This is a genomic window from Paenibacillus terrae HPL-003 (assembly GCF_000235585.1).
Classification (GTDB): Bacteria; Bacillota; Bacilli; order Paenibacillales; family Paenibacillaceae; genus Paenibacillus; species Paenibacillus terrae_B.
In genome coordinates this window covers 1,624,239-1,645,371 of record NC_016641.1, presented here as the reverse complement: position 1 = coordinate 1,645,371, position 21,133 = coordinate 1,624,239, and the positions used below count along the sequence as shown (strand labels likewise).

Below are 21,133 nucleotides of genomic sequence, written 5' to 3'. Positions count from 1 at the left end.
CATCTGTTCCCAATTCCTTATGCATGTTCAGTTATTTACCTTCGGTTGTGGCTCCGTCCTTGGCTGTTCCTGCTTTGGTATCAGTGGTGCCACTTGTAGTGCCCTCAGGCGTAGCTGTGCTGCCAGCGCCCGGTGTGGTGCTTTTCTCTTGCGTAGCAGGTACCTTCGGCAGGTTGAATTTCAAATCAAGATTGGCCAAATCCTTTTCGGTAAAGTTTTGAATACTTTCACCAGCCAGCTTGTTTTTCAAAGCAGCCTTCTCGTTGTCCTTCAATTTATCAAACGTAGGCTCATTGCGGGATTCCACCTTGATGATGTGATATCCGTATTCTGTTTCCACCGGATCCCCGATTTTATTGATCGGCTGCTTCTCAGCTGCTTCTTTGAACGCAGGCACCCATTGAGCTACGGATGCATTCTCATACAAACCGCCATTGGAAGCCGAACCCGGATCTTCTGAGTATTTCTTGGCAATCGTCGCAAAATCAGCTCCGCCGTCCAGCTTCGCCTTCACTTCTTTGGCCAGCTTGAGAGCATCTTCTTTTTTGCGTTCTTTTTTCGTTTTTGGATCCTGGAAATTAATCAGTACATGACGCACAGTTGCTGTCGTGAATTGATCTTTGTTTTTCTCAAATTCCTGTTTCAGCTGATCGTCCGTCACTTTGTTCGTCTCACTGTTGATCACCGTCATTACACGGGTAAAGTAATCCTTCACACCCTGCTCAGTCAGCTTTTGATCAGTTAGAAATGTCTTGAATTTAGCATCTCCGACCGACTTCTTATATTGCTCCAGTTGTTCGGTTCCTTCTTTGGCGCCCTGTTCCTTGGACTTATCGTCTGCTTTTTCAGCCAGAAGCTTGTACACCACTTCTTGCTTGGCAATTTGCTCCCGCACCTGATCCGAAGCAAGCATGGCTCCATATTCCGGGTACAGGAATTTCATCATACTGATTTCTTGGTTGAACTCATTTTCAGTAATAGTCCCGCCCTTATAGGTTACAACAACCTTGCTGCTGTCCTTCGGCTCTTCCTTGACCTTACTCTCCTCGGCTTGCTTTGTACATGCCGCCAGCACCGATATAGCCAGTAGTGCTGCAATTGCCATGGATAGCATTCTCCAAGGCTTTTTATTTGGTTGTGACATTTTGCAGTTCCTCCTTCAATGTGAATGCTTCTTTCAATGCACTCAAAAATTGCTCCAGCAGCTCTAACAGCTGTGGATCATCCAGACCTTTACCCTTGATGCGTGCGCTCATAGAAGTGCCCTGTTCAAATTGTACACGTCTTTCAAAGCGATTGCCAATCTCGCCAAGTTTAGCGGTCTGTACCGCTTGTTGACGCCCTTCATGGAACTTCAACACCACATTGTCATCCCGTTGGGCAATCGATTCAATACCATACATGCGGCCGTACACCTTGAGACGGGCCACAGCCAGCAAATGGAGCACAGCCTCCGGCAAGTCGCCAAAACGGTCCACCAGCTCATCCTCCAGCTCCATAGCCTCGTCAAACGTGCTGACTGCCGCAACCTTTTTATAAATCTCAATCTTCTGAATACTGTCGTAAATATAATCTCCCGGCAGGTAAGCATCCACGCCCAAATCAATGGACGTACTCCAGTTTCGATTCGACAGATCCTCTTCACCAAGTACGCTAACCTTACGTTTATTAATTTCCTCAGCCAGCATTTGCGAGTAAAGGTCAAAACCGACGGATGCAATGAAACCGTGCTGTTCTGCACCGAGCAAATTCCCCGCTCCGCGAATAGACAAATCGCGCATCGCGATCTTGAACCCGGAGCCCAGCTCCGTAAACTCCTTGATCGACTGAAGGCGCTTCTCTGCCACTTCCGTCAGCACCTTATCCCGCTGGTACGTAAAATAAGCATAGGCAATCCGGTTGGAACGGCCTACACGCCCACGCAGCTGATAAAGCTGGGACAGCCCCATTTTATCGGCATCATGCACGATGAGTGTATTCACATTCGGAATATCTACCCCGGTCTCAATAATGCTGGTGCTGACCAGTACATCATATTCACCGTCCAGGAAGTCCAAAATGGTCTTCTCCAGCTCGGATTCGGACATCTGACCGTGACCCACGCCCACCTTGGCATCCGGCACAAGCGCATTGATCTCGGCAGCCATTTCCTGAATGCCCTGTACGCGATTATACAGGTAGTACACCTGTCCTCCACGTGCCATCTCGCGTTCAATCGCCTCACGTACCAACGTTTGGCTGTGCTCGACAACATAAGTCTGCACCGGAAAACGATTTTCCGGCGGTGTCTCAATGACCGACAAATCTCGAACCCCGAGCATAGACATGTGCAGCGTACGCGGAATAGGCGTAGCCGTTAACGTCAACACGTCCACATTTGTTTTCAGCTTTTTCAGCTTTTCTTTATGCGTCACACCAAACCGCTGTTCCTCATCGACAATGAGCATTCCCAGATCCTTAAACACCAGATCCTGCGACAACAGGCGATGGGTGCCAATGACAATATCGACCGTCCCCTGACGAACCCCTTTAATCGTCTCATTCTGCTCTTTGCGCGAACGGAAACGGCTCAACACCTGAATGTTGAACGGATACCCGGAAAAGCGCTCACGGAACGTCTCATAATGCTGCTGTGCCAAAATCGTCGTTGGTACTAACACGGCCACTTGCTTGCCCTCAATGGCTGACTTAAACGCAGCACGAATGGCGACCTCTGTTTTGCCGTAGCCCACATCACCGCACAGCAAACGATCCATCGGACGACTCTGCTCCATGTCCTTCTTGATCTCTTCAATCGCCCGAATCTGGTCGCGCGTCTCTTCATACGGGAACATATCCTCAAATTCCTGCTGCTCCGGTGAATCCTTTTCAAAAGCAAAGCCCGGCGCTGATTGCCGTTCTGCATACAGCTTAATCAAGTCGTCAGCAATGTCCTGAACCGAGCTGCGAACCTTGCTCTTCACTCGTGTCCACTCATTACCGCCCAGCTTGTAAATCTTAGGTTCCTTGTCCTCTGAGCCGACATACTTCTGAATCAGGTCAATCTGCTCAATCGGTACAGACAGCTTATCGCCACCCGCATAGAGAATGTGCATGTAATCCTTATGGATACCGCCAACCTCCAGCGTACCGATCCCCATGTACTTCCCGATCCCGTGATTCTGGTGTACGACATAGTCGCCCACCTTCAGCTCGCTATAGCTCTTAATCCGTTCTGCGTTGTCCACATGGCGGCCCTGCTTGCGTGCTTTGCGCTGCTTTTGCGAGAACATTTCGCCCTCGGTAATCACCGCCAAATGAATAGATGGCATCTCAAAACCGCTTTGCAAATTGCCGATAGCCATCGTTGGCTCATCAATACCGTAATCCTGAAGCACACGACGCATCCGATCCAGCCGCTCGTCTCCACTCGCCAGCATCATAACCTGCGTGCCCGCCTTGCGCCAACGATCCATTTCCGCCTTGAGCACATTCATTTGACCGTGGAAATCCTGCATGCCCCGGCAGATGAAATTCAAAATATTTTGCGGCTGCGTATGCGGAACCTGACGGAGAAAGATCGACAGGAACAACGTTTGGAATCTCCGGTTATACAGCAGATTGTCCACGTTATCCGACAGTTCTAGCTGCGGTAACGTTTTACCGTTTTGAAGCAAATGCAGATTCCATTCGGACTCATCCCGTTCGAGCTGCTTGGCTGTTTCCAGCATTCGCGCCGGTTCATCAATGATCAGAATGGTGTCTTCCGGCATGTAATCTGCCAAGGTTTTGCGTTCGGGATACAACAGCGAGATATATTTATAGATTTCGTCAAAATACACATGCTCCCGCAGCAGCTCGATTTCGCGGTGAATCTCTTCTTTCAGATGCAGCTTGGCCTGGCGGTCTGTCATTTTGCCGAGCTGCTCCTCCAACAGAATCGCTGCGGCATCTGCCGCCTGATCCATACGAGCGCTATCCGCGATGACTTCCTTGCACGGCGTTATGGTAACTTCCTGCACCTTTTCCACCGAACGCTGATCTTGCGGGTCGAACATACGGATGGAGTCAATTTCATCATCGAACAGCTCCACGCGGTAGCCCCAACGGGTTGTCATCGGATAAAAATCGATAATCCCGCCACGGACACTCATCTCTCCACGTGATTCTACACGCTCCACCCGCTGGTACCCCATCTCGACCATATGCAGCAAAAACGGCTCCAGTTGGATCGTTTCGCCTTCTTTCAGCTCGATTCGCGCTTCACGCCATGTCTCTGGGAGCGGCAGCAAACGCCGGACACCAGAAAACGGCACGACAACAATCCCACGAAAACCCTGGGCGCATCGTATCAATACTTCAATTCGTTGGGATAGCGTCTCTGGGCTGGATATGGCGGCCTCAGCAGCCACCAGCTCATTCGAGGGGTACAACAAAACCCGTTCAGGAGGAAGCGCTTCCTGCAAATCATCTGCTATTTTTTGAGCGGCAAACATGTTGTGCGTCATGACCATGATCGGTCGTCCGGTATCTTCGGCAAGCGCGGCCATCAGTACCTGTCGGGAAGAGCCCGATAAACCAGATATGAGCTGTTCCTTCATGCCTGATGAAATACCTGCTGCAATGGATGCATAATCAGCATCCTTGGTAAAAGCCTGAATAAGTGCTTGTAACAAAAAAGGCACCCCTTTATGCTTATAAATAGTTGCATGTAAATTTATTCACAATAACGGCATGTAACTGAATAGCAACAGGTATTACACGCTTACTCTGGAGAAAGCAGCAAACTGAAAAAGAAGCCTCAGCAAGGCTGCCAAGGCTCCATAAGCGGGATTACCGCTTCACCTCTCAAGCTGGTACATGAGACCAGTTGAATACCTGTTATTGGAGCGGATTTACGAGCAGACTTAGCTCCGGATTATTTTCCAGTGCCTGGTTGCAATGCTCGCAAATGACTTTGACGGTCACTTCACCGCCCGAATTATACGCTATTATATCTCTACGCTCGGCAGGGGTCAAGGAATGGAAGCCCAACCTTTCTTCGGTTATTGCTGCGGAATCAATCCGTCCCAAGAAAGTTCGACAATGTCTGCATACATAATTAACAACCATGTAATGTATATGCCTCCTGAAAGTTTTCTATACCTTTCAGTATGTCCAACAAACTTCCATATTAAGCCCACCTCGCCTGCTTCAGACCTTACTTATTGAATTCAGCCATGGTCCGTTCAAAAGGATGACCCAAGCTGTATTCCAAAGCATCACAAGTGTCCTCTATCATTCCAGCCAGCAATTCCTTCTCCTTCTTCGGAAAGGTTCCCAGAACATAGTCCACAATGGCGTAGCCAGGCTCAGGGCGGGAAATGCCCATACGAACCCGATTAAAGGATTGTGTGCCCGTATGCTGGATAATCGACTTGATCCCGTTATGACCGCCTGCACTGCCTTGATAACGAAGTCTTATTTTGCCGACCTCTGTATCCAGATCATCATAAACTACGACCAAATCATCTATATCCGCTTTGTAATAGTCCATATAAGCACGCAGAGACTCGCCTGAGAGATTCATATAGGTCATTGGCTTGATCAGCACGGTTTTCATTCCACCAATATGTCCTTCTCCAATCAACGCTTTGCATTTACTTTGGTTAATCTGGATGTTATGACGGGCCGCCAGAGCATCCAGCGCCATAAATCCAACATTATGTCTCGTTTTTTCGTATTGGGGACCGGGGTTGCCCAATCCTACAATCCACTTCATAAACCGTGACACCCTCTTTCGAAGTCTTGATTTTTTGGTAAAATAGTTATACTGAACAGGAAGGTGCGTGCTGGTATGCTCAATCAGGGTGATATCCTCTTATATGACAGCCATTTTCTATATCATTTAAAACATTCGGTTCCTGTCCAAGTCTATGACGGGAATGTACATATCCAGATCGGCATCATTGCGCGTTTTAACGCGCATTTTGTCGAAATGGAGGACACGCTATACAATCGTCAGCGCTTCACATTTATATCCAGACCGGGCTTTTAGCCTGACATGCTGATAGGGGTTACCTTTTCCAGTTGGAAGAGGCAACCCCTTTTTTTAATGAGCCAGCGCTTATTCGATTTCAAACAGTTTGCTGATTGACAATTCCTCATGCACACGGATGATGGCTTCTCCCATTAATGGGGCCACAGACAGTACCTTCAGCTTGCTTGTCGGATTGGGGTGAACGATCGGAATGGTATCCGTCACGACCACCTCTTTTAACGGTGAATTCTCCAGTCTTTCCATAGCAGGCCCGGAGAGCACGGCATGCGTACAGCACGCATACACATCCGTTACGCCGCCTTCCTTGAGGGCATTCGCACCCAGCACGATGGTTCCCGCCGTATCAATAATGTCATCAATCAGAATAGCGGTTTTACCCTCAATATTCCCAATGATGTTCATTACTTCACTAACATTCGGCTCAGGACGACGTTTGTCGATAATGGCCAGCGGGGCATTCAGGAAATCCGCTAACTTCCGCGCACGCACAACACCGCCGTGGTCAGGGGAAACGACAACCGGGTTCTCAATCTGCTTCGAACGGAAATACTGGGCCAGAATTGGCGCGCCGAACATATGATCCACCGGAATATCAAAGAATCCCTGAATTTGCATCGCATGCAAATCCATACTGATTACGCGGTGAGCACCCGCTTTTTCAATCAGGTTAGCGACAAGCTTCGCCGTGATCGGATCACGCGAACGTGCTTTCCGATCCTGACGGGCATAGCCGTAATATGGCATAACAACATTAATGCTTTTGGCGGAAGCCCGCTTGAGTGCATCAATCATAACCAGTAACTCCATCAAGTTGTCGTTAACTGGCAGACAAGTCGACTGCACAATGTATACGTGGCAACCGCGCACGCTTTCAGACAGCTTGATTTGAATTTCACCGTCACTAAACGATGTGGTATGGGATTCCCCCATTGGAATTCCGATGTAGTCCGCAATCTGGTGGGCCAACTTCGGATTGGAGTTACAAGTAAATATTTTGAGTTTGGAATCGCAATAAGTCATTTATAGAAACCCTCCGTGCTGATTCATTCATTACAGATCCAACAGCTTGCTGATTAAGGTTATTCCGATCTTTTCTTCTTCGCTTTGGCACGCGCGCGGATTTTATCCGCATATCCGGCTTTGTTCTCTTGACGCGGTCTGGCAATGGCCAGATCGTTATCAGGGACAGCATGTGTTACGGTGGAGCCTGCTACGACATATGCACCTTTTCCGATCTTAATCGGGGCAATCAGATTCACATTACTTCCAATAAAGGCATCATCTTCAATTTCTGTAATAGATTTATTATACCCATCATAATTAACTGTTATTGCCCCACAACCGATATTAACGTTTGTACCTACCTTGGCATCACCGACGTAGCTCAAATGGGACACCTTGGAATGATCACCAATGGTCGCATTTTTCACCTCAACAAAATCACCAATCTTCACATGCTCGCCCAGCTTCGCACCCGGACGCAGATAGGCAAATGGACCCACAGATGTACTGCTGCCCACTTCAGCTTCGTTCAACACTGAATGTTTCACCGTTGCGCCCGAATGAATAAGGGTGTCCTGAATCTCAGTCTGCGGACCAATCACACAATCTTCACCGATTTGCGTTTGACCTCGCAGCCATGTGTTTGGATACAGCACTGTATCGGAACCAATGACAACCTCGCTCTCGATGTAGGTAGAGGACGGATCAATGATGGTCACACCGTTCAGCATATGCTTGCGCACAATGCGTTCTCGCATGTATCCCTCAGCTACTGATAAAGCGACCCTGTCGTTCACACCGATGGATTCCGACACATCATCTGTTAAAAATGCCTCAACCTTCTCCCCTTCGCCATGCAAAATACCAATGACATCTGTCAGGTAGTATTCCTGCTGTGCATTGGTGTTGGTTACTTTGTCCAACGCTGCGAACAGCTTGGCATTATCAAAGCAGTACGTTCCCGTGTTGATTTCCCGAACAGCGTCTTCCTCAGGTGAGCAATCCTTCTGCTCCACGATCTTGAGCACTGCCCCCGCAGCATCACGGATGACCCGGCCGTATCCCTTAGGGTCGTCCAGCTCAGCGGTCAGAATTGTTGCGGCCGCTCCCCGACTCTCATGTAGCTGCACCAAGCCCTCCAGTGTTTCCGCTGTAATCAAGGGGGTGTCTCCACAGATGACGATGGTCGTACCTTTCTCCTGACCGAGCAAGTCTTTGGCCTGCTTGACAGCATGCCCCGTTCCCAACTGCTCTGCCTGAAGCGCATATTCTGCCGACGGTCCCAAATAAGACTGTACCGCTTCCGCACCGTGACCCACAATCACCACACTGCGGGACACTCCGATGTCACGAACCGTGTCGAGTACATGACCGACCATCGGTTTCCCGCATACCGGATGCAGGACTTTATATAATTTGGATTTCATACGTTTTCCCTGCCCTGCGGCAAGAATGACTGCCAACCTTTCCAACAAGTCCAACCTCCTATCCTGAAAATAACAATTTCCCTTTGGCTAAAACGTTAATTTCCAGATCAGATTTTTTTTACCTTTTCACAATCCTCCTGAAAAATAACGGCGAACCTTTAGTTAATGGCTATTTTTTCAGGCCAGCTTGTGCTGGACATTCATCCCCGGGATGCATTGCTGCTTGATCCCTGTCTTATGAAAAAGTCGCTTCGGCAGCCCGGATGGCTCCAAGTTGCCTTAAAACTGACTGTTAACTCATTAAAGAATATATCTCATTCCAGACAAAAAGAAAAGAGAGCCACAGTTTGTGGCCCTCTTTTCTTTTGTACCCCAATCTTGCTTTAGGCGAATTAAGCGCCTTCTTCAATAGCTACTTCTTCATCCACCGCTGCGCGTTCGTACTCAGTCAGAACAGCAGCTTGGATCTTCTCCCGGGTTCCTGAAGATATCGGATGAGCGATATCGCGAAACTCTCCGTCCGGGGTGCGTTTGCTAGGCATAGCCACGAACATCCCGTTATTTCCATCGATAACCCGGATGTCATGAACTACAAACTCGTTATCAATCGTAATGGATGCAATCGCCTTCATTCTTCCTTCTGAGTTCACTCGGCGGAGTCTAACATCCGTAATCTGCATGTGTGTTTCACCACCTTTTTCCAAATAGGACTTGGTGTATACATTCCACACAGCATTTCGAATTCCTTCTTTTTTTGGACAAAACGTATCCTAAATTCAGGTAATTTTTTTGAAAAGATTTCTTTTCGACATATTTAGGTATTTTTTGATGAATTGTGACATTTTACTGGCCTGTAGATTCATCAAAATAATTCCCCAGCTTGACTGTAATTTGCTTGCTCCGAGAATCGACCGCGGTCAGATTCGCCAGTGAAATATAATCGTGCAGCAAGCGTTCTTCATTCTCCACCTCGCCCGATTCTACCAACACACCTACTCCGGCTACCTCAGCATCAAACTCAGCCAGCAAGTCGACCATCCCCTGAATCGTGCCACCTGCCTTCATAAAATCATCCACGATGAGTACACGCGATTTCTCGCGCATCGCACGTCTGGACAATGACATCGTATGCAGGCTCTTTTGTGATCCTGAGACGTAATTAATACTCACTGCCGAGCCCTCCGTCACCTGATGGTCACGCCGTACAAGGACAACTGGCAAGTTCAGTTGTGCCCCGGTTGCATAGGCAAGCGGAATCCCTTTGGTTTCCACCGTCATGACTACATCAATCTGTCTGTTGGCAAATGCAGTAGCGAATATTTTACCAGCCTCATTCATCATCGCCGGTTGACCCAGCAGATCCGACAGATACAGATATCCTCCGGGTAAGATGCGATCCGGCTGCTCCAGTTGTGCACACAGGTCATTCGCAAATGTGAGTGCATGCTGCTTGGACAGTCTTGGGATCAGCTTGACGCCTCCTGCCGCTCCCGCCAACGTCAGAAGCTCACCAATGCCTTCATCCTCAAATACTTCCTTGATAATGGCCAGGTCTTCGCTTATGGACGATTTAGCCGCCCCATAACGATCCGCAAAATGCGTAAGAGGCACCAGCGTATGCGGCCGTGACAGCAAAAATTGTGTCATTTCCACCAATCGTGAGCTTCTTTTAAGTTTTTTCACAACAATTCCTCGCGATCTATTCTTCTCCTGCCGCCCGCTTCGTACAGTAAAAGCACCGGCGGACTGGCCGGCTGCTGGCGGAATGTAAGTGATATAGTAAAATCCGAATATTTAATAGTAAATATATCATCTTCGTACGTATTTGTACAACAAATACCACTAAAATTAGAAATAAATAACCATAATCAGGTCAGAAGTCGTACTGCATACACATCCTTGCAAAATCCTCTGAGTCCATTATAGATGCGCGGTACTTTGGCTTCCTTCGACACCAGTCCGAACACCGTAGGACCACTGCCTGACATCAGCACCCCGTCCGCTCCCAATCGGATCATAGAGTTTTTAAGATGCTCTACCTCCGGGTACAGCTTGAGTGTGACATCCTCCAGTACATTCCCGAGCGCATTACATACATCGGTAAAAGAAGCATTACGGATCGCTTGCTCCATCTGCCGGGCAGACGGGTGACGTATGATCTGATCCGCTTTAACGCGTCCGTACACTTCAGCCGTCGATACATTAATTGGCGGCTTCGCAAGAATGACCCAGCATTGGGGTGGATTCGGAAGTGGCTTAAGCAATTCCCCGCGTCCGCTCGCTAAAGCCGTACCGCCTGTAATACAGAAGGGCACATCAGAACCAAGCTCTGCGCCCAGTACTCTTAATTCAGCATCCGAGATGCCAAGCTTCCATAGCTTGTTCAGCCCACGCAGCGCTGCCGCGGCATCACTGCTTCCGCCTGCTAACCCTGCGGCTACCGGGATATACTTGTCCAAATGGATATGCACGCCCGTAGAGACATCATAACGTTCCTTAATCAGACGCGCGGCCTGAAAAGCCAGATTTTTCTCATCTAGCGGTATGTACCCGGCTTGGCTTGAAATAATAATGGTATCACGTGGCAGCTCGGACATGGTCAAACGATCAGACAGATCGACCATGGTCATAATCATTTCAACCTCGTGATATCCGTCATCCCGTTTGCGTAATACATCAAGCATTAAATTGATTTTTGCCGGTGCTTTTTCGTATATTTTCAAGGCGTTCACCCACCTTCAACTTTTCCCTCAAGACAGCTTAACATATTATATCAGACTCAGCGTGTCAAGTCATGAGGTTCAAAAAAGCGGAGACCACCCGGTATAAAACCGGAGATCCCCGCTTTTTCATCAGTACTACCGAAGCACTAACGATGGCTACGATTTGCGGGAAGCTGCCTGCTCTGCAAGCTGAATGGCCCGCTTAACCATATTGCCCGCATCCTTGGCTTTAATGCCTCCCCAGCCCTCTTCCTTGACCGTATCGTAAAATCCAAGATCCTTAGCCAGCTCATACTTAAGCTCTTCCGACATGACACTTCGTCTTCTCCGACTCATGCATACGCCTCCTTCGGCAGTAGAATAAGGAAGATCATTCCCGCCTTAGTATGCGCAGAGACGTCATGCTTCATCCTGCCCCATATAATACAAAACGGCCTCGTCATTTGGAATGACGAAGCCGCCGTTAAACCTGCAAAGCCGGTATAGATTACATAAAATCAATTAAGGTGTGTCAAAATATTCGACACTTGTATGGGAGTCGGGATCATATACGGTAACTTCCACCGACTCGGTAAGAATGTCAGCATAACTGTAGGAGACACGTTTGAACGTTTGTTGCTCCTGATCCAGCTTGACGATAAAAACAGAAGGGTACGTTTCTTCCAAGACACCAGTTCGTTCGACGGTCTTACGGCGTCCGCCGTTAGCCCGCAGCAAAATTTTTTGCCCTACATGTGCGTCGAGACTGCGTTTGATTTCCAACAGCGTATTTTTAGCCATTGCCTAACGACCACCTCTTTCCTTGTCCATTATAACGAATTTTAGAGACAATGTCAAATCAAGCTAAATATTATATCAACACGAAAAATAAGTTGTCAATTTAATTTTTTGCGAACAGGAATAATGCGTATAAAAATGCCAAAAAGCCCCTGTAGTCAGAGGCTTTTTATCCAGATAAATCCTATTTAACAGGTTAAACCTTAGATTACGGAAGGCGTTACTTTAAGAGTCGACAAATTCTCCAGCTTTGGCAGACCGATACGATAGCTTCCCCGGGTTTCGATACCACCCACTCCACGGCTGCCACTGATCGTCTGATGAAACAAGTCGCCCATGTTGACTGTATCACGGATCGACGTAAAGGCAGCCTTGGCAGCCACATATACCGGGTCCAGTGCGTGAATCAGGATACGCCCTGGTGAGCTGGCAAAATTCGCTCCTGCACGCAGCAGCGCTTCAAAATGGGACTGACACGCTCCCGCCACAATCGTCAATGAATCCAGATGACGTTCATATTGTCTCGCTACCTGGATCGCCGCCACAAAATTTTGCGAATTTTTATAGCTTTTCAGGCTATATAAATCATAAGGCTGCGGCTGCTTCAATACCCCGTCATGCCCGGTAATGACTACGATATCCGGGCGAATACGGGGAAGCAGCCGATACAACGTGTCGGCCATGGCTGATTCGTGAACATGATGTCCCTCTGCAGGAACGCGGAGCTGCTCATATAAGCTGAGACATTTTTTCAAATAGCCGGGGTCCCCATCCAGATGAAGTACCTTGCCGGGCATTTCAAAATACGTCGACTCCACCGGATCACTCCACTCCCCGATCAAAGCCGCCTGACTGCGGGCTGCTTGCTGCTGTCGCGCCTGCTGCAACAGATTGAGAGACTCATCCGCCTTAATATGGGCCTGCCGAGTCTTCCCGCTAATCTGGTCTGCAGGCACCTTAACCAGATCGTTCACGGGGGAATCGGCGAGCAGTCGAAATTCCGTTCCCTTAATGATCGCTTTATCCCGCTGGATGTCCTCAACGCGAAACGTGACATCTCCGCCGTACGATTTTCGAACGACCAAGTCTCCTAAAATCATCACACTGTATCACCCCTCCCATATAGTATGGGTGAATGCACAGTTTGGTTCCTTATCATGCTCAGGAGCTTATACAAACCAGCCACAACCGTGCAAAGCGCAACCAGAGACCCTCTGACTGCTGCTAAGCGATAGCTCGTGCGTTAGGTTAGGAAATCCCGGCCTCCAGCAACACAGCGCTCAGACGCGCAAATTCCTCGATACTCAGCGTCTCGCCCCGACGGGAAGGCTCTATACCTGCCTGAAGCAACAGCGGCTCCAGCGTGTCTCTGTTCTCTTTGGTAAAGAAGCGGCTTTTCAGGTTATTCGAAATGGTCTTGCGACGTTGGGCAAAGGAAGCTTGTACGACTTCGAAGAAGTGCTGCTCGTCCACCACCTCTACCGGAGGCACTTCCCGCACACGCAGACGGATGACCGCCGATTCAACATTCGGCTGAGGAATAAATACCGTATTCGGTACGATGCAGACCAATTCAGGTTCACTGTAATATTGCACAGCAATACTCAAACTGCCATAATCTTTCGTCCCAGGAGATGCAGCCATGCGCTCAGCCACTTCCTTTTGGATCATGACGACGATATTCTCCAGAGGGAGCTTGTCCTCCAGCAGCCTCATCAGAATCGGTGTAGTGACGTAGTACGGCAGATTAGCGACGACGCTCACTTTACTAACCCCGGCAAAATCGGAAGCGAACACCTCTCGCAAATCCAGCTTCAGCACATCCCCATGGCGTACCTTCACATGCTCATAAGGGGCCAGCACCTCTTCGAGAATAGGCAGGAGCCGCTGGTCAATCTCGACAGCAGTAACTACCTTGGCCGATTGCGCCAGCTTCTCGGTCAAAGCGCCAATCCCTGGACCGATCTCAAGTGCGCCCTTCGTTTCGTCCAATCCCGCCGAATTCACAATCTTGTTCAGAATATTTTGATCAATCAGAAAGTTTTGTCCCAAACTCTTTTTGAACGAAAACCCGTGCCGCTGAATAATTTCCTTCGTGCGCCGCGGTGTTGCTATATCTTGAATCCCTGTCATACGGATATCACAATCCTTCACTTTCAATTTGTGCCAGCGCACCGGCAAATTCCTCACGGCTGATCTGGAACACAGCGAGCCGTTTATGTAGCTGCTTACCGTTACAGTAACCAATACCCAGCACATTACCCAAAGCCATACGTCGTGCAGCAGCATTCGGGTGGGTGATAAGTCCTGCGTCAATCAGGTCCGCCCAATCGATTAGCGGATCGGCTCCTTCCACCGTCGTATGTACCCGTGCAAGAGCATGTCTAATCGCTTCAGGCGAGGCATTCTCCACGCCAATATCCCCTTTGCGCGTCGCTTCTGCCTCTGGTATAAAGGCCTGCTTGCAGCCGGGCACCTTGGAGGCGATAATTTTGCGAATACGCTCCCCTGCATGATCGGGATCGGTCAAAATAATGACACCCCGCCGCTCCTGCGCCAGTGCAATTTTGCGCAGCGTCATTTTATTAATGGCGGAGCCCCCCGTTTCTATCGTATCCGCTTCGACAGCACGGCGAATAGCCACCGTATCATCCCGACCCTCTACCACGATCACTTCCTTGATCATTTCCGTTTCCCTCCACTGCACACAGCATGCTATATTAGCTTTCCCTACTTTTGAAAACAAAATAAGAAGAGGGTATCCTCTTCTTAGCATGGCATAACTATGATGTTAATACTATCGCATTGCCCTAAACATATACAACACGTTTTTAGTTAATTTCAGGCTTCACGGGTCCAATCACATATACGGTTTTACCGTGCTTCCGACCAAACTGATTGGCTTGACTCAAACTCTCATAATACACATCGATTTTGTGGCCTTTAATGGCGCCACCGGTATCCTCCGCACGGCGGAAGCCCACCCCTTCAATATACACCCACCAGCCGATTGGAATCACACTCGGATCGACAGCGATGGTGCGTCCTTCCGTGACACGCGTGCCGGATGCGGTACGTGTACCGATACCTGGTTCCTGTGAGGAGTACGCCGTCATGGAGACGTTTTGTAATACTTTGCTGTATTTAAAATTCACACCTGCTTTACGGACAGCATTGCCCGAACTAACCCGTGTTGCCTTAACGGCATCTTCAGGACCGACGGAAGCAGCCAGAACGACCGGCTTTTTCTTCGTTCCTACCGCAATCACCTTATCCACACGATTCTGCGCGACTTCCTTGTTTACCAGCTGCTTGGATACCAATTTTCCGTCATGGTATACCTTTTGAACATGCTGGACCACAACACCCGTTTTACCGCTTTGGATGACCCGATTATCGCCTTTATAGAGACTCGGATCGGCCGTTTTGATGACCTGATAAGGTACCTGTTGCTTCTGTTCGACCTGCTGTTTCTTCACACGGACGATTTTTATGTCCATGTTAGACGAAACAGGAGTGTCCAGAGCAGGATAAACTTTATCATTTGACGATAATTTATAGCCCGAGGTGTGAATGGCACCCTCTACTGTATTTTCTGTTGTGTACAACTTTTTCGTCTCATTGGCTGACGATACTTTGACCTGATTGGCACGTTTGATAACTACGCGATCCCCATCCTGTACTGCTCCGTTCAGCGGCATCGAAACCGTATCATGCGGCTGAAGTGAAATAGAATGCTCTTTGAGCAAATCTTGAAGCTGGGATTCCCGGGTTTCTACCGCAGATGCCTTACCGTCGATGACAAAAAAGACTTGTTTTTTAGATTGAGTGTACACCAAAATTGAAATCATAATCGTTAGTGCGATTAGAAAAATAGCAACCAAAGCAGCCTGGCGCACATTTTCTTGCTTCCAACGCAATACGTAAGACATGCTGGATGAGCGTGACTCATGGGTCTCCTCTTTTTGGAAAATGCCCATTTCCTCCGTCCTCCTTACATAGCCCGCCGTCTGAAATAAGACATAGTTGAGATTGACGTGACTATAACAGATTTTCTACAAGACAAGCCCGTACTGCGACTGTCCTGCACCATGTACCCGTCTTCGCGGCATGCTGTCCTCCCCTGTTTAATCACAGTATGATGACAGATTTTCTTTTATTCACAACAAAAAAAGCCAGAGAAAGAGACTAGAGAGCTCTTTCGTGGCTTCCGGCATGTGCGAATATGCGGAAAAATCATGCACGAGATGGCTTCTCTCTTGTTACGCTTACGGGGTTAGCTGTCGGGTTCGGACGTAGAGAGACGCCCTAGCTTGGGTCAACCGCTCATGGCGGTCGCCTTCACATTCACCCCGAAGACCCAGAAAGAAATCGAAATACGGCCCCTCCACCTGTCAATCCCATCTAGGAAAAGAATTTCGGTCGAGCCGGCTGGCGGAAGAGACGTTCCCTTCTTGCCCATACGCCGGACGTACTGTAAGCCATATCGGTTCCCCCGTTCCCTGTAAAAGGGACTCAGCGAGACTGGTTCATGAAATGAGCTGTTGATGTTTACACTCAAACAACAATTCACTGAAAAGATGATATCCTGTTTCTATGCATGTTGTAAAGCAGGTTTCAAGTACATTTTTCAAAATATTCGGTTAAAATATTGTAATATTCTCGAGTTTCCTGCAACAAATTCATGATTAGCTTCGTCTATCTCTTTATTTTGATCGATTTCTTCACTTTTTCACTTAATGTCAAATCGTTCCAAGGCATTTTGGGTCGTTATTGACACTAATTCCTCCACCGTAATCCCCTTGATGTGGGCAGCCGCCTCTGCGACCAGTCCCACGTGTGCGGACTCATTTCGCTTCCCGCGGAACGGATGCGGCGTTAGGTAGGGAGCGTCCGTTTCAATGAGCAGTCGGTCCAGCGGCACCTGTGCGAGTACCTCCTTTGGCTGCTTGGCATTTTTGAACGTTATCGGCCCGCCAAAAGAGAGGTAAAAGCCCATATCCAGCACCATTTTAGCCGTCTCCCAGCTTCCGGAAAAGGAATGCATGACTCCGCCAACCTCACTCGCTTTTTCTTCACGCAAAATCTTAACAATATCTTCATGCGCATCCCGGTTATGGATGACAATTGGCATGTTCAGCTCACGAGCCAGTCCAATCTGGTTGCGTAGCACCCGATGCTGTACATCCTTCGGTGATGTGTCCCAATAATAATCCAGTCCAATCTCCCCGATCGCCACGACTTTCTTATGACTGCATAACGATGCAATCCATTCCAGATCTCCCTCCTGCATCGTAATCGCATCCTGTGGATGCCATCCAATCGCCGCATAAATAAAATCATACGTTTCGGCCAATTTCATGGTAGACGGAATGGTCTCACGGTTAAATCCGATATTAATCATTCGGGTCACTCCCGATTCGACAGCGCGTGCTATAACTTCTTCGCGGTCTTCGTCAAATTGCGGCGCATCCAAATGAGTATGAGTGTCGAATAAATTCAAAGCTTTTGTCTCCTTTTCACTTTATTTGGCATATAATTGTCTATTGTTTGACAAAATAATTCCTTATTTCGACAGGAAGCTTGTCCTTTACCCCATCCAATTTGTTTTGGGGATAGTACATGTGATATTTCCCCCGGTGAATACCGCTAATGGAGCGCACAATTTCCGATACTTCGGAAATTTCTCTCACTTCTCCTTTACGTCCAAGCAGTAAAATCTGATTGTCCGTCGAGCCGCCCTGCCGAAACACATCATAAGGAAGATCCGTCGGAAAATCAATTTCCAAATCATATTCGGGATGCAAACCAACCTGCTTCAGCGCTGTCCGAATGTCGTCAATGGTATCTGTATCCATATTTTCAATCTCTACATATTTATACAGCTTGCGATCCATAAAACGGGCGCTCAAATCACTTAAAATCTCGTCCTTTTCCCGTTTCCACTGACTGAATACTGTCTGAATCAAAGACTCGTCAAGCATCAAATATTGTTCCACCGTAAGCTCTCCCCGAAAGAGATCCGGCAACGGTTCCAGCAGAAAGCTAAACTCATATCCGTTTCTAAACAGCTCCTTCGCCCGCTTGAAAATTTTACGCAATAAAATTTCCGAGCTGCGCGTCACAGGATGAAAATAAATTTGCCAATACATCTGATAGCGTGACATCAGATAATCCTCTACCGCATGCATACCTGACTCCTTCACTACAATTCTTCCATTATGAGGACGCAGCAGTCGTAAAATACGATCCAGATCAATGGTGCCATAATTGACCCCTGTCGAGTGAGCATCCCGCAGCAAATAATCCATGCGGTCCGCATCCAGTGGGCTTGTGACCAGGTTTACGACAATCGGCTTGTCATACGTTTTGGCAATGACCGCAGCCACCTTGGTCGGAAGCTCCTCATCGACTTGCCGCAGCACAGCGTTAATCTCCGTATTCCCCAATACAATCCGACATGTCCAATCCTCGTGGTTCATATGAAAGGCTTCTTCTATGGAATGGGAAAACGGGCCATGCCCCACATCGTGCAGCAAAGCCGCACAGAGCGCGACCAAACCTTCTTCCTTCGGCCAATCGGAAAATTCACCGCGTTCAAATTGGGAAATAATACGCCGTGTAATCTCGTACACACCTAGCGAATGCGAAAAACGACTATGCTCCGCTCCATGAAACGTAAGATAAGATGTACCCAACTGCCGAATGCGGCGCAAGCGTTGGAACTCTGGAGTATTGATCAAACGCCATATCACTGTATCCTGAACATGGATATAGTTATGTACCGGGTCCTTAAAAACTTTTTCTTCACTGAGTGGCTGGTGCAAGATATCAGCTCCTTTAATATTCTGAATAATGGATTAAGATACAATAAAATCCTAAACGATCTCTTTCATTCGACATCATTTGTCGTATTATGTCGAATAATAGCTTTTCGACATTTCCAAATCGACAAATGGCTTAAATCATCATTAAAATAAGGTAATACACACGCATCATGCTCTTTATTCTAAATACTTTTGCATAATTAAGCTGTTAGCAAATTTTTAAGGTTGACTGTTTTGGGAATCGTTGGTATAGTAAATATCAGAAAAGAGAAAAATTTGTCGAATCATGACACTTATATTATTTTAAAGGCGAGAGGAGCCTGATTTATTATGATGAAATCCACTGGTATTGTAAGAAAAGTTGACGAGCTCGGACGTGTTGTTATTCCAATCGAATTGCGCCGCACATTGGGTATTGGCGAAAAAGACGCTTTGGAAATTTATGTTGATGGCGAACGCATTATGCTCAAAAAATACGAGCCTGCTTGTATCTTCTGCGGCAATGCCGAGAACGTAATTTACTTCAAAGGGAAAATTGTTTGCCAAGATTGCATTTCAGAAATTCCAACACCTGTGACAAACTAAGATTTTTAGTATATAATAGACTTATAAGAGATTGTTAATTCTAACCTTTTTCATATATACTCCTTGTTGCCTTCCACGGTTTGAACCCAACCGTCGGAAGGCCCTTTTTTGTTTAAGGAAGTTTTCATAAAAGCGCGTTATATACATCCCTTTTGGAAATGGAGCGATCGGTAGCTGTACGCTTCATAGCGTCCTTGCGTGTCAGACCTTCTGTCTCATAATGCGCAACGTGGGCCTCCAAAGATAAGGACTGCCACCATGCCTGTCGCTCCTCTTCCTCTTCTGCTTCGTTTTTCCCTTCAACTACCAGGCAATATTCACCAAGCGGTGGATGTTCCTCCAGTCTGGCAAGACATTGCTCTGCCGTTCCTCGTATCCATTCCTCATGCAGCTTGGTCAACTCGCGTGCAAGCACCACTCTGCGTTCCCCCAGTGTTTCCTTCAATACCGTCAACGTCCGCACAATACGATGAGGGGATTCATAAAACAGGATCGTGCCATGAGATACCTGAAATGACTGTAGCAGCCTCTCCAGATCCTTTTTCTCCCGTGGAGGGAATCCGGCAAATGTGAATCGTTCTGTATCCAGTCCGGAGGCAATCAAAGCTGACAATGCTGCATTCGCCCCGGGAATGGGAATAACGCTAATTTCCGCTTCCAGCGCCAGCTTGACCAGATCCGAACCCGGGTCCGAAATGGCCGGCAGACCTGCATCACTGACCAGGGCCAAATTTTTTCCTTCTATTATATAACGTATCAGCTCAGGCCCACTGGCAGCTTTATTATGTTCATGATAGCTGAATAGCATTTCCGGCGTGATATCAAAATGTGTGAGCAGTTTGCGCGTCTGCCGCGTATCCTCTGCTGCTATAATACTACAGGATTTTAGGATGTTAATCGCCCTAAAGGTCATATCGTCCAGATTACCAATCGGTGTCGCAACGAGATACAGCTTGCCCCGTTCTTCTCCGCCGGTTATAAAACTTTTTTGCACCGCAACCTTCACTGTAAATCCCCCTTGCTTACTTCTCCATAGATATCCCTTATTTCCTGAGTATAATTCCCATTCTCCTGATATACAATGAGCGGTGGCAACAGACGAACCTCCGGCTTACCATCACATAGCGCCTCGATGAGCACCATATTCGCCTCCATATGAGCCCGTGGGTGGACAAACCGAATCCGTTTGGGCTCCAGTCTGTTGGCACGCATCAGTGTTATAATCTCACCTAACCGCTGCGGACGATGAACCATGGACACTTTACCCCCATTACGGACAAGCCGTGTACACGCCTGAATGACGTCTTCCAGCGTACAATGCACCTCATGGCGTGCAATCGCCTGATGTGGGTTTAGCTTAATATCGCTACCGTTTAGCGGCATATAGGGGGGATTTACCGTAATTGCATCATATACACCATGTCCCGTGATTTGAACCAACTCACGCAGATCGCCTTCCCGAATCTGAATCGCTGCCTCCAATCCATTCAGGCTGACACTGCGTCTAGCCATATCTGCCAAACGCGGTTGAATTTCAATTCCTTCGATAGCCGCTTTGGTTCGTGTCGTTAGCAGCAGGGGAACAACCCCATTACCTGTACACAGATCCAAAATTTTTCCACGCTGTGGAATACCAGCAAACCGTGCTAGCAAAACCGCATCCATAGAAAAGCTGAACACCTCATCACTTTGGATAATACGCAGATTATGTGACAATAGATCGTCAATTCGTTCAGACTTCTGTTCATTTTCGTACATAGCGCTCTCCCATCT

21 protein-coding genes and 1 riboswitch are annotated in these 21,133 nt (G+C 47.9%); of the genes, 2 read left to right on the top strand and 19 right to left on the bottom strand.

What is annotated here, in order from left to right; genetic code table 11:
- Positions 1-31: 31 nt before the first annotated feature.
- The 4 genes from HPL003_RS07540 to pth form a co-directional block, all read right to left on the bottom strand.
- A complete protein-coding gene (locus HPL003_RS07540) occupies positions 32-1,144 on the bottom strand; it encodes a peptidylprolyl isomerase (RefSeq protein WP_014279042.1) in 1,113 nt (370 codons plus the stop codon).
- Entirely contained in the window at positions 1,128-4,655 is a 3,528-nt protein-coding gene (gene mfd, locus HPL003_RS07535; RefSeq protein WP_014279041.1) for a transcription-repair coupling factor, read from the bottom strand. The genes HPL003_RS07540 and mfd overlap by 17 nt, the downstream gene beginning before the upstream one ends.
- 205 nt (positions 4,656-4,860) lie before the next feature.
- Positions 4,861-5,091: an anti-sigma-F factor Fin gene (locus HPL003_RS07530; protein ID WP_014279040.1), complete on the bottom strand. Its 231-nt coding sequence runs from the start codon at positions 5,089-5,091 to the stop codon at positions 4,861-4,863.
- 88 nt (positions 5,092-5,179) lie between these two features.
- Positions 5,180-5,740 carry an aminoacyl-tRNA hydrolase gene (gene pth, locus HPL003_RS07525; RefSeq protein WP_014279039.1) on the bottom strand — a complete coding sequence of 187 codons (561 nt, stop codon included), beginning with the start codon at positions 5,738-5,740 and terminating at the stop codon, positions 5,180-5,182.
- Positions 5,741-5,815: 75 nt separating this feature from the next.
- Between pth and HPL003_RS07520 the strand changes: the two genes are divergently transcribed.
- Complete coding sequence (locus HPL003_RS07520) at positions 5,816-6,016, top strand: hypothetical protein (protein WP_014279038.1); 201 nt, start codon at positions 5,816-5,818, stop codon at positions 6,014-6,016.
- 69 nt (positions 6,017-6,085) lie between these two features.
- Here the strand turns inward: HPL003_RS07520 and HPL003_RS07515 are convergent, their stop codons facing one another.
- The 13 genes from HPL003_RS07515 to HPL003_RS07455 form a co-directional block, all read right to left on the bottom strand.
- The gene (locus tag HPL003_RS07515) at positions 6,086-7,039 is read right to left on the bottom strand and encodes a ribose-phosphate diphosphokinase (RefSeq protein ID WP_014279037.1); all 954 of its coding nucleotides are present in this window, start codon (positions 7,037-7,039) and stop codon (positions 6,086-6,088) included.
- A 59-nt stretch (positions 7,040-7,098) separates the two neighbouring features.
- Complete coding sequence (glmU, locus tag HPL003_RS07510) at positions 7,099-8,496, bottom strand: bifunctional UDP-N-acetylglucosamine diphosphorylase/glucosamine-1-phosphate N-acetyltransferase GlmU (protein WP_081473698.1); 1,398 nt, start codon at positions 8,494-8,496, stop codon at positions 7,099-7,101.
- A gap of 344 nt (positions 8,497-8,840) precedes the next feature.
- The gene (gene spoVG, locus HPL003_RS07505; RefSeq protein ID WP_007428016.1) at positions 8,841-9,128 is read right to left on the bottom strand and encodes a septation regulator SpoVG; all 288 of its coding nucleotides are present in this window, start codon (positions 9,126-9,128) and stop codon (positions 8,841-8,843) included.
- Positions 9,129-9,291: 163 nt separating this feature from the next.
- Positions 9,292-10,131: a pur operon repressor gene (gene purR / locus HPL003_RS07500; RefSeq protein ID WP_043922328.1), complete on the bottom strand. Its 840-nt coding sequence runs from the start codon at positions 10,129-10,131 to the stop codon at positions 9,292-9,294.
- Positions 10,132-10,316: 185 nt separating this feature from the next.
- Entirely contained in the window at positions 10,317-11,171 is an 855-nt protein-coding gene (ispE, locus tag HPL003_RS07495; protein ID WP_014279034.1) for a 4-(cytidine 5'-diphospho)-2-C-methyl-D-erythritol kinase, read from the bottom strand.
- Between the two features lie 156 nt (positions 11,172-11,327).
- Entirely contained in the window at positions 11,328-11,507 is a 180-nt protein-coding gene (locus tag HPL003_RS07490; protein ID WP_007428013.1) for a small, acid-soluble spore protein, alpha/beta type, read from the bottom strand.
- Positions 11,508-11,672: 165 nt separating this feature from the next.
- Positions 11,673-11,951, bottom strand: coding sequence for a biofilm formation stimulator Veg (gene veg / locus HPL003_RS07485; protein WP_014279033.1), 279 nt, complete (start codon positions 11,949-11,951; stop codon positions 11,673-11,675).
- Between the two features lie 200 nt (positions 11,952-12,151).
- Entirely contained in the window at positions 12,152-13,048 is an 897-nt protein-coding gene (yabG, locus tag HPL003_RS07480) for a sporulation peptidase YabG (protein ID WP_014279032.1), read from the bottom strand.
- A 148-nt stretch (positions 13,049-13,196) separates the two neighbouring features.
- Positions 13,197-14,081, bottom strand: coding sequence for a 16S rRNA (adenine(1518)-N(6)/adenine(1519)-N(6))-dimethyltransferase RsmA (rsmA, locus tag HPL003_RS07475; protein WP_014279031.1), 885 nt, complete (start codon positions 14,079-14,081; stop codon positions 13,197-13,199).
- 7 nt (positions 14,082-14,088) lie between these two features.
- Positions 14,089-14,634, bottom strand: a complete 546-nt coding sequence (gene rnmV / locus HPL003_RS07470) for a ribonuclease M5 (protein ID WP_014279030.1) — start codon at positions 14,632-14,634, stop codon at positions 14,089-14,091.
- Positions 14,635-14,779: 145 nt separating this feature from the next.
- Entirely contained in the window at positions 14,780-15,928 is a 1,149-nt protein-coding gene (locus HPL003_RS07465) for a 3D domain-containing protein (protein ID WP_014279029.1), read from the bottom strand.
- Between the two features lie 269 nt (positions 15,929-16,197).
- A riboswitch (cyclic di-AMP (ydaO/yuaA leader) is annotated at positions 16,198-16,479 on the bottom strand.
- Positions 16,480-16,680: 201 nt separating this feature from the next.
- Positions 16,681-17,451 (bottom strand): TatD family hydrolase, encoded by a 771-nt coding sequence (locus tag HPL003_RS07460; protein WP_014279028.1) that lies wholly within the window; start codon positions 17,449-17,451, stop codon positions 16,681-16,683.
- Between the two features lie 40 nt (positions 17,452-17,491).
- The gene (locus HPL003_RS07455; protein WP_014279027.1) at positions 17,492-18,775 is read right to left on the bottom strand and encodes an HD domain-containing protein; all 1,284 of its coding nucleotides are present in this window, start codon (positions 18,773-18,775) and stop codon (positions 17,492-17,494) included.
- A gap of 330 nt (positions 18,776-19,105) precedes the next feature.
- Here HPL003_RS07455 and HPL003_RS07450 point away from each other — a divergent pair, with 330 nt between their 5' ends.
- Entirely contained in the window at positions 19,106-19,360 is a 255-nt protein-coding gene (locus HPL003_RS07450; protein WP_007428005.1) for an AbrB/MazE/SpoVT family DNA-binding domain-containing protein, read from the top strand.
- Between the two features lie 124 nt (positions 19,361-19,484).
- Here HPL003_RS07450 and rsmI read toward each other — a convergent pair whose 3' ends face one another.
- Complete coding sequence (gene rsmI, locus HPL003_RS07445) at positions 19,485-20,366, bottom strand: 16S rRNA (cytidine(1402)-2'-O)-methyltransferase (RefSeq protein WP_014279026.1); 882 nt, start codon at positions 20,364-20,366, stop codon at positions 19,485-19,487.
- Positions 20,363-21,118: a tRNA1(Val) (adenine(37)-N6)-methyltransferase gene (locus tag HPL003_RS07440; protein ID WP_043922327.1), complete on the bottom strand. Its 756-nt coding sequence runs from the start codon at positions 21,116-21,118 to the stop codon at positions 20,363-20,365. Before HPL003_RS07440 ends, rsmI begins: the two co-directional genes overlap by 4 nt.
- Positions 21,119-21,133 lie beyond the last annotated feature (15 nt).

Coding starts and splice junctions, on each gene's coding strand:
- rnmV (WP_014279030.1), bottom strand. CDS start 14,634: ATGATCAAGGAAGTGATCGTGGTAGAGGGTCGGGATGATACGGTGGCT.
- pth (WP_014279039.1), bottom strand. CDS start 5,740: ATGAAGTGGATTGTAGGATTGGGCAACCCCGGTCCCCAATACGAAAAA.
- HPL003_RS07440 (WP_043922327.1), bottom strand. CDS start 21,118: ATGTACGAAAATGAACAGAAGTCTGAACGAATTGACGATCTATTGTCA.
- HPL003_RS07515 (WP_014279037.1), bottom strand. CDS start 7,039: ATGACTTATTGCGATTCCAAACTCAAAATATTTACTTGTAACTCCAAT.
- HPL003_RS07490 (WP_007428013.1), bottom strand. CDS start 11,507: ATGAGTCGGAGAAGACGAAGTGTCATGTCGGAAGAGCTTAAGTATGAG.
- spoVG (WP_007428016.1), bottom strand. CDS start 9,128: ATGCAGATTACGGATGTTAGACTCCGCCGAGTGAACTCAGAAGGAAGA.
- HPL003_RS07465 (WP_014279029.1), bottom strand. CDS start 15,928: ATGGGCATTTTCCAAAAAGAGGAGACCCATGAGTCACGCTCATCCAGC.
- veg (WP_014279033.1), bottom strand. CDS start 11,951: ATGGCTAAAAATACGCTGTTGGAAATCAAACGCAGTCTCGACGCACAT.
- HPL003_RS07450 (WP_007428005.1), top strand. CDS start 19,106: ATGATGAAATCCACTGGTATTGTAAGAAAAGTTGACGAGCTCGGACGT.
- HPL003_RS07540 (WP_014279042.1), bottom strand. CDS start 1,144: ATGTCACAACCAAATAAAAAGCCTTGGAGAATGCTATCCATGGCAATT.
- HPL003_RS07520 (WP_014279038.1), top strand. CDS start 5,816: ATGCTCAATCAGGGTGATATCCTCTTATATGACAGCCATTTTCTATAT.
- HPL003_RS07530 (WP_014279040.1), bottom strand. CDS start 5,091: ATGGTTGTTAATTATGTATGCAGACATTGTCGAACTTTCTTGGGACGG.
- rsmA (WP_014279031.1), bottom strand. CDS start 14,081: ATGACAGGGATTCAAGATATAGCAACACCGCGGCGCACGAAGGAAATT.
- yabG (WP_014279032.1), bottom strand. CDS start 13,048: ATGATTTTAGGAGACTTGGTCGTTCGAAAATCGTACGGCGGAGATGTC.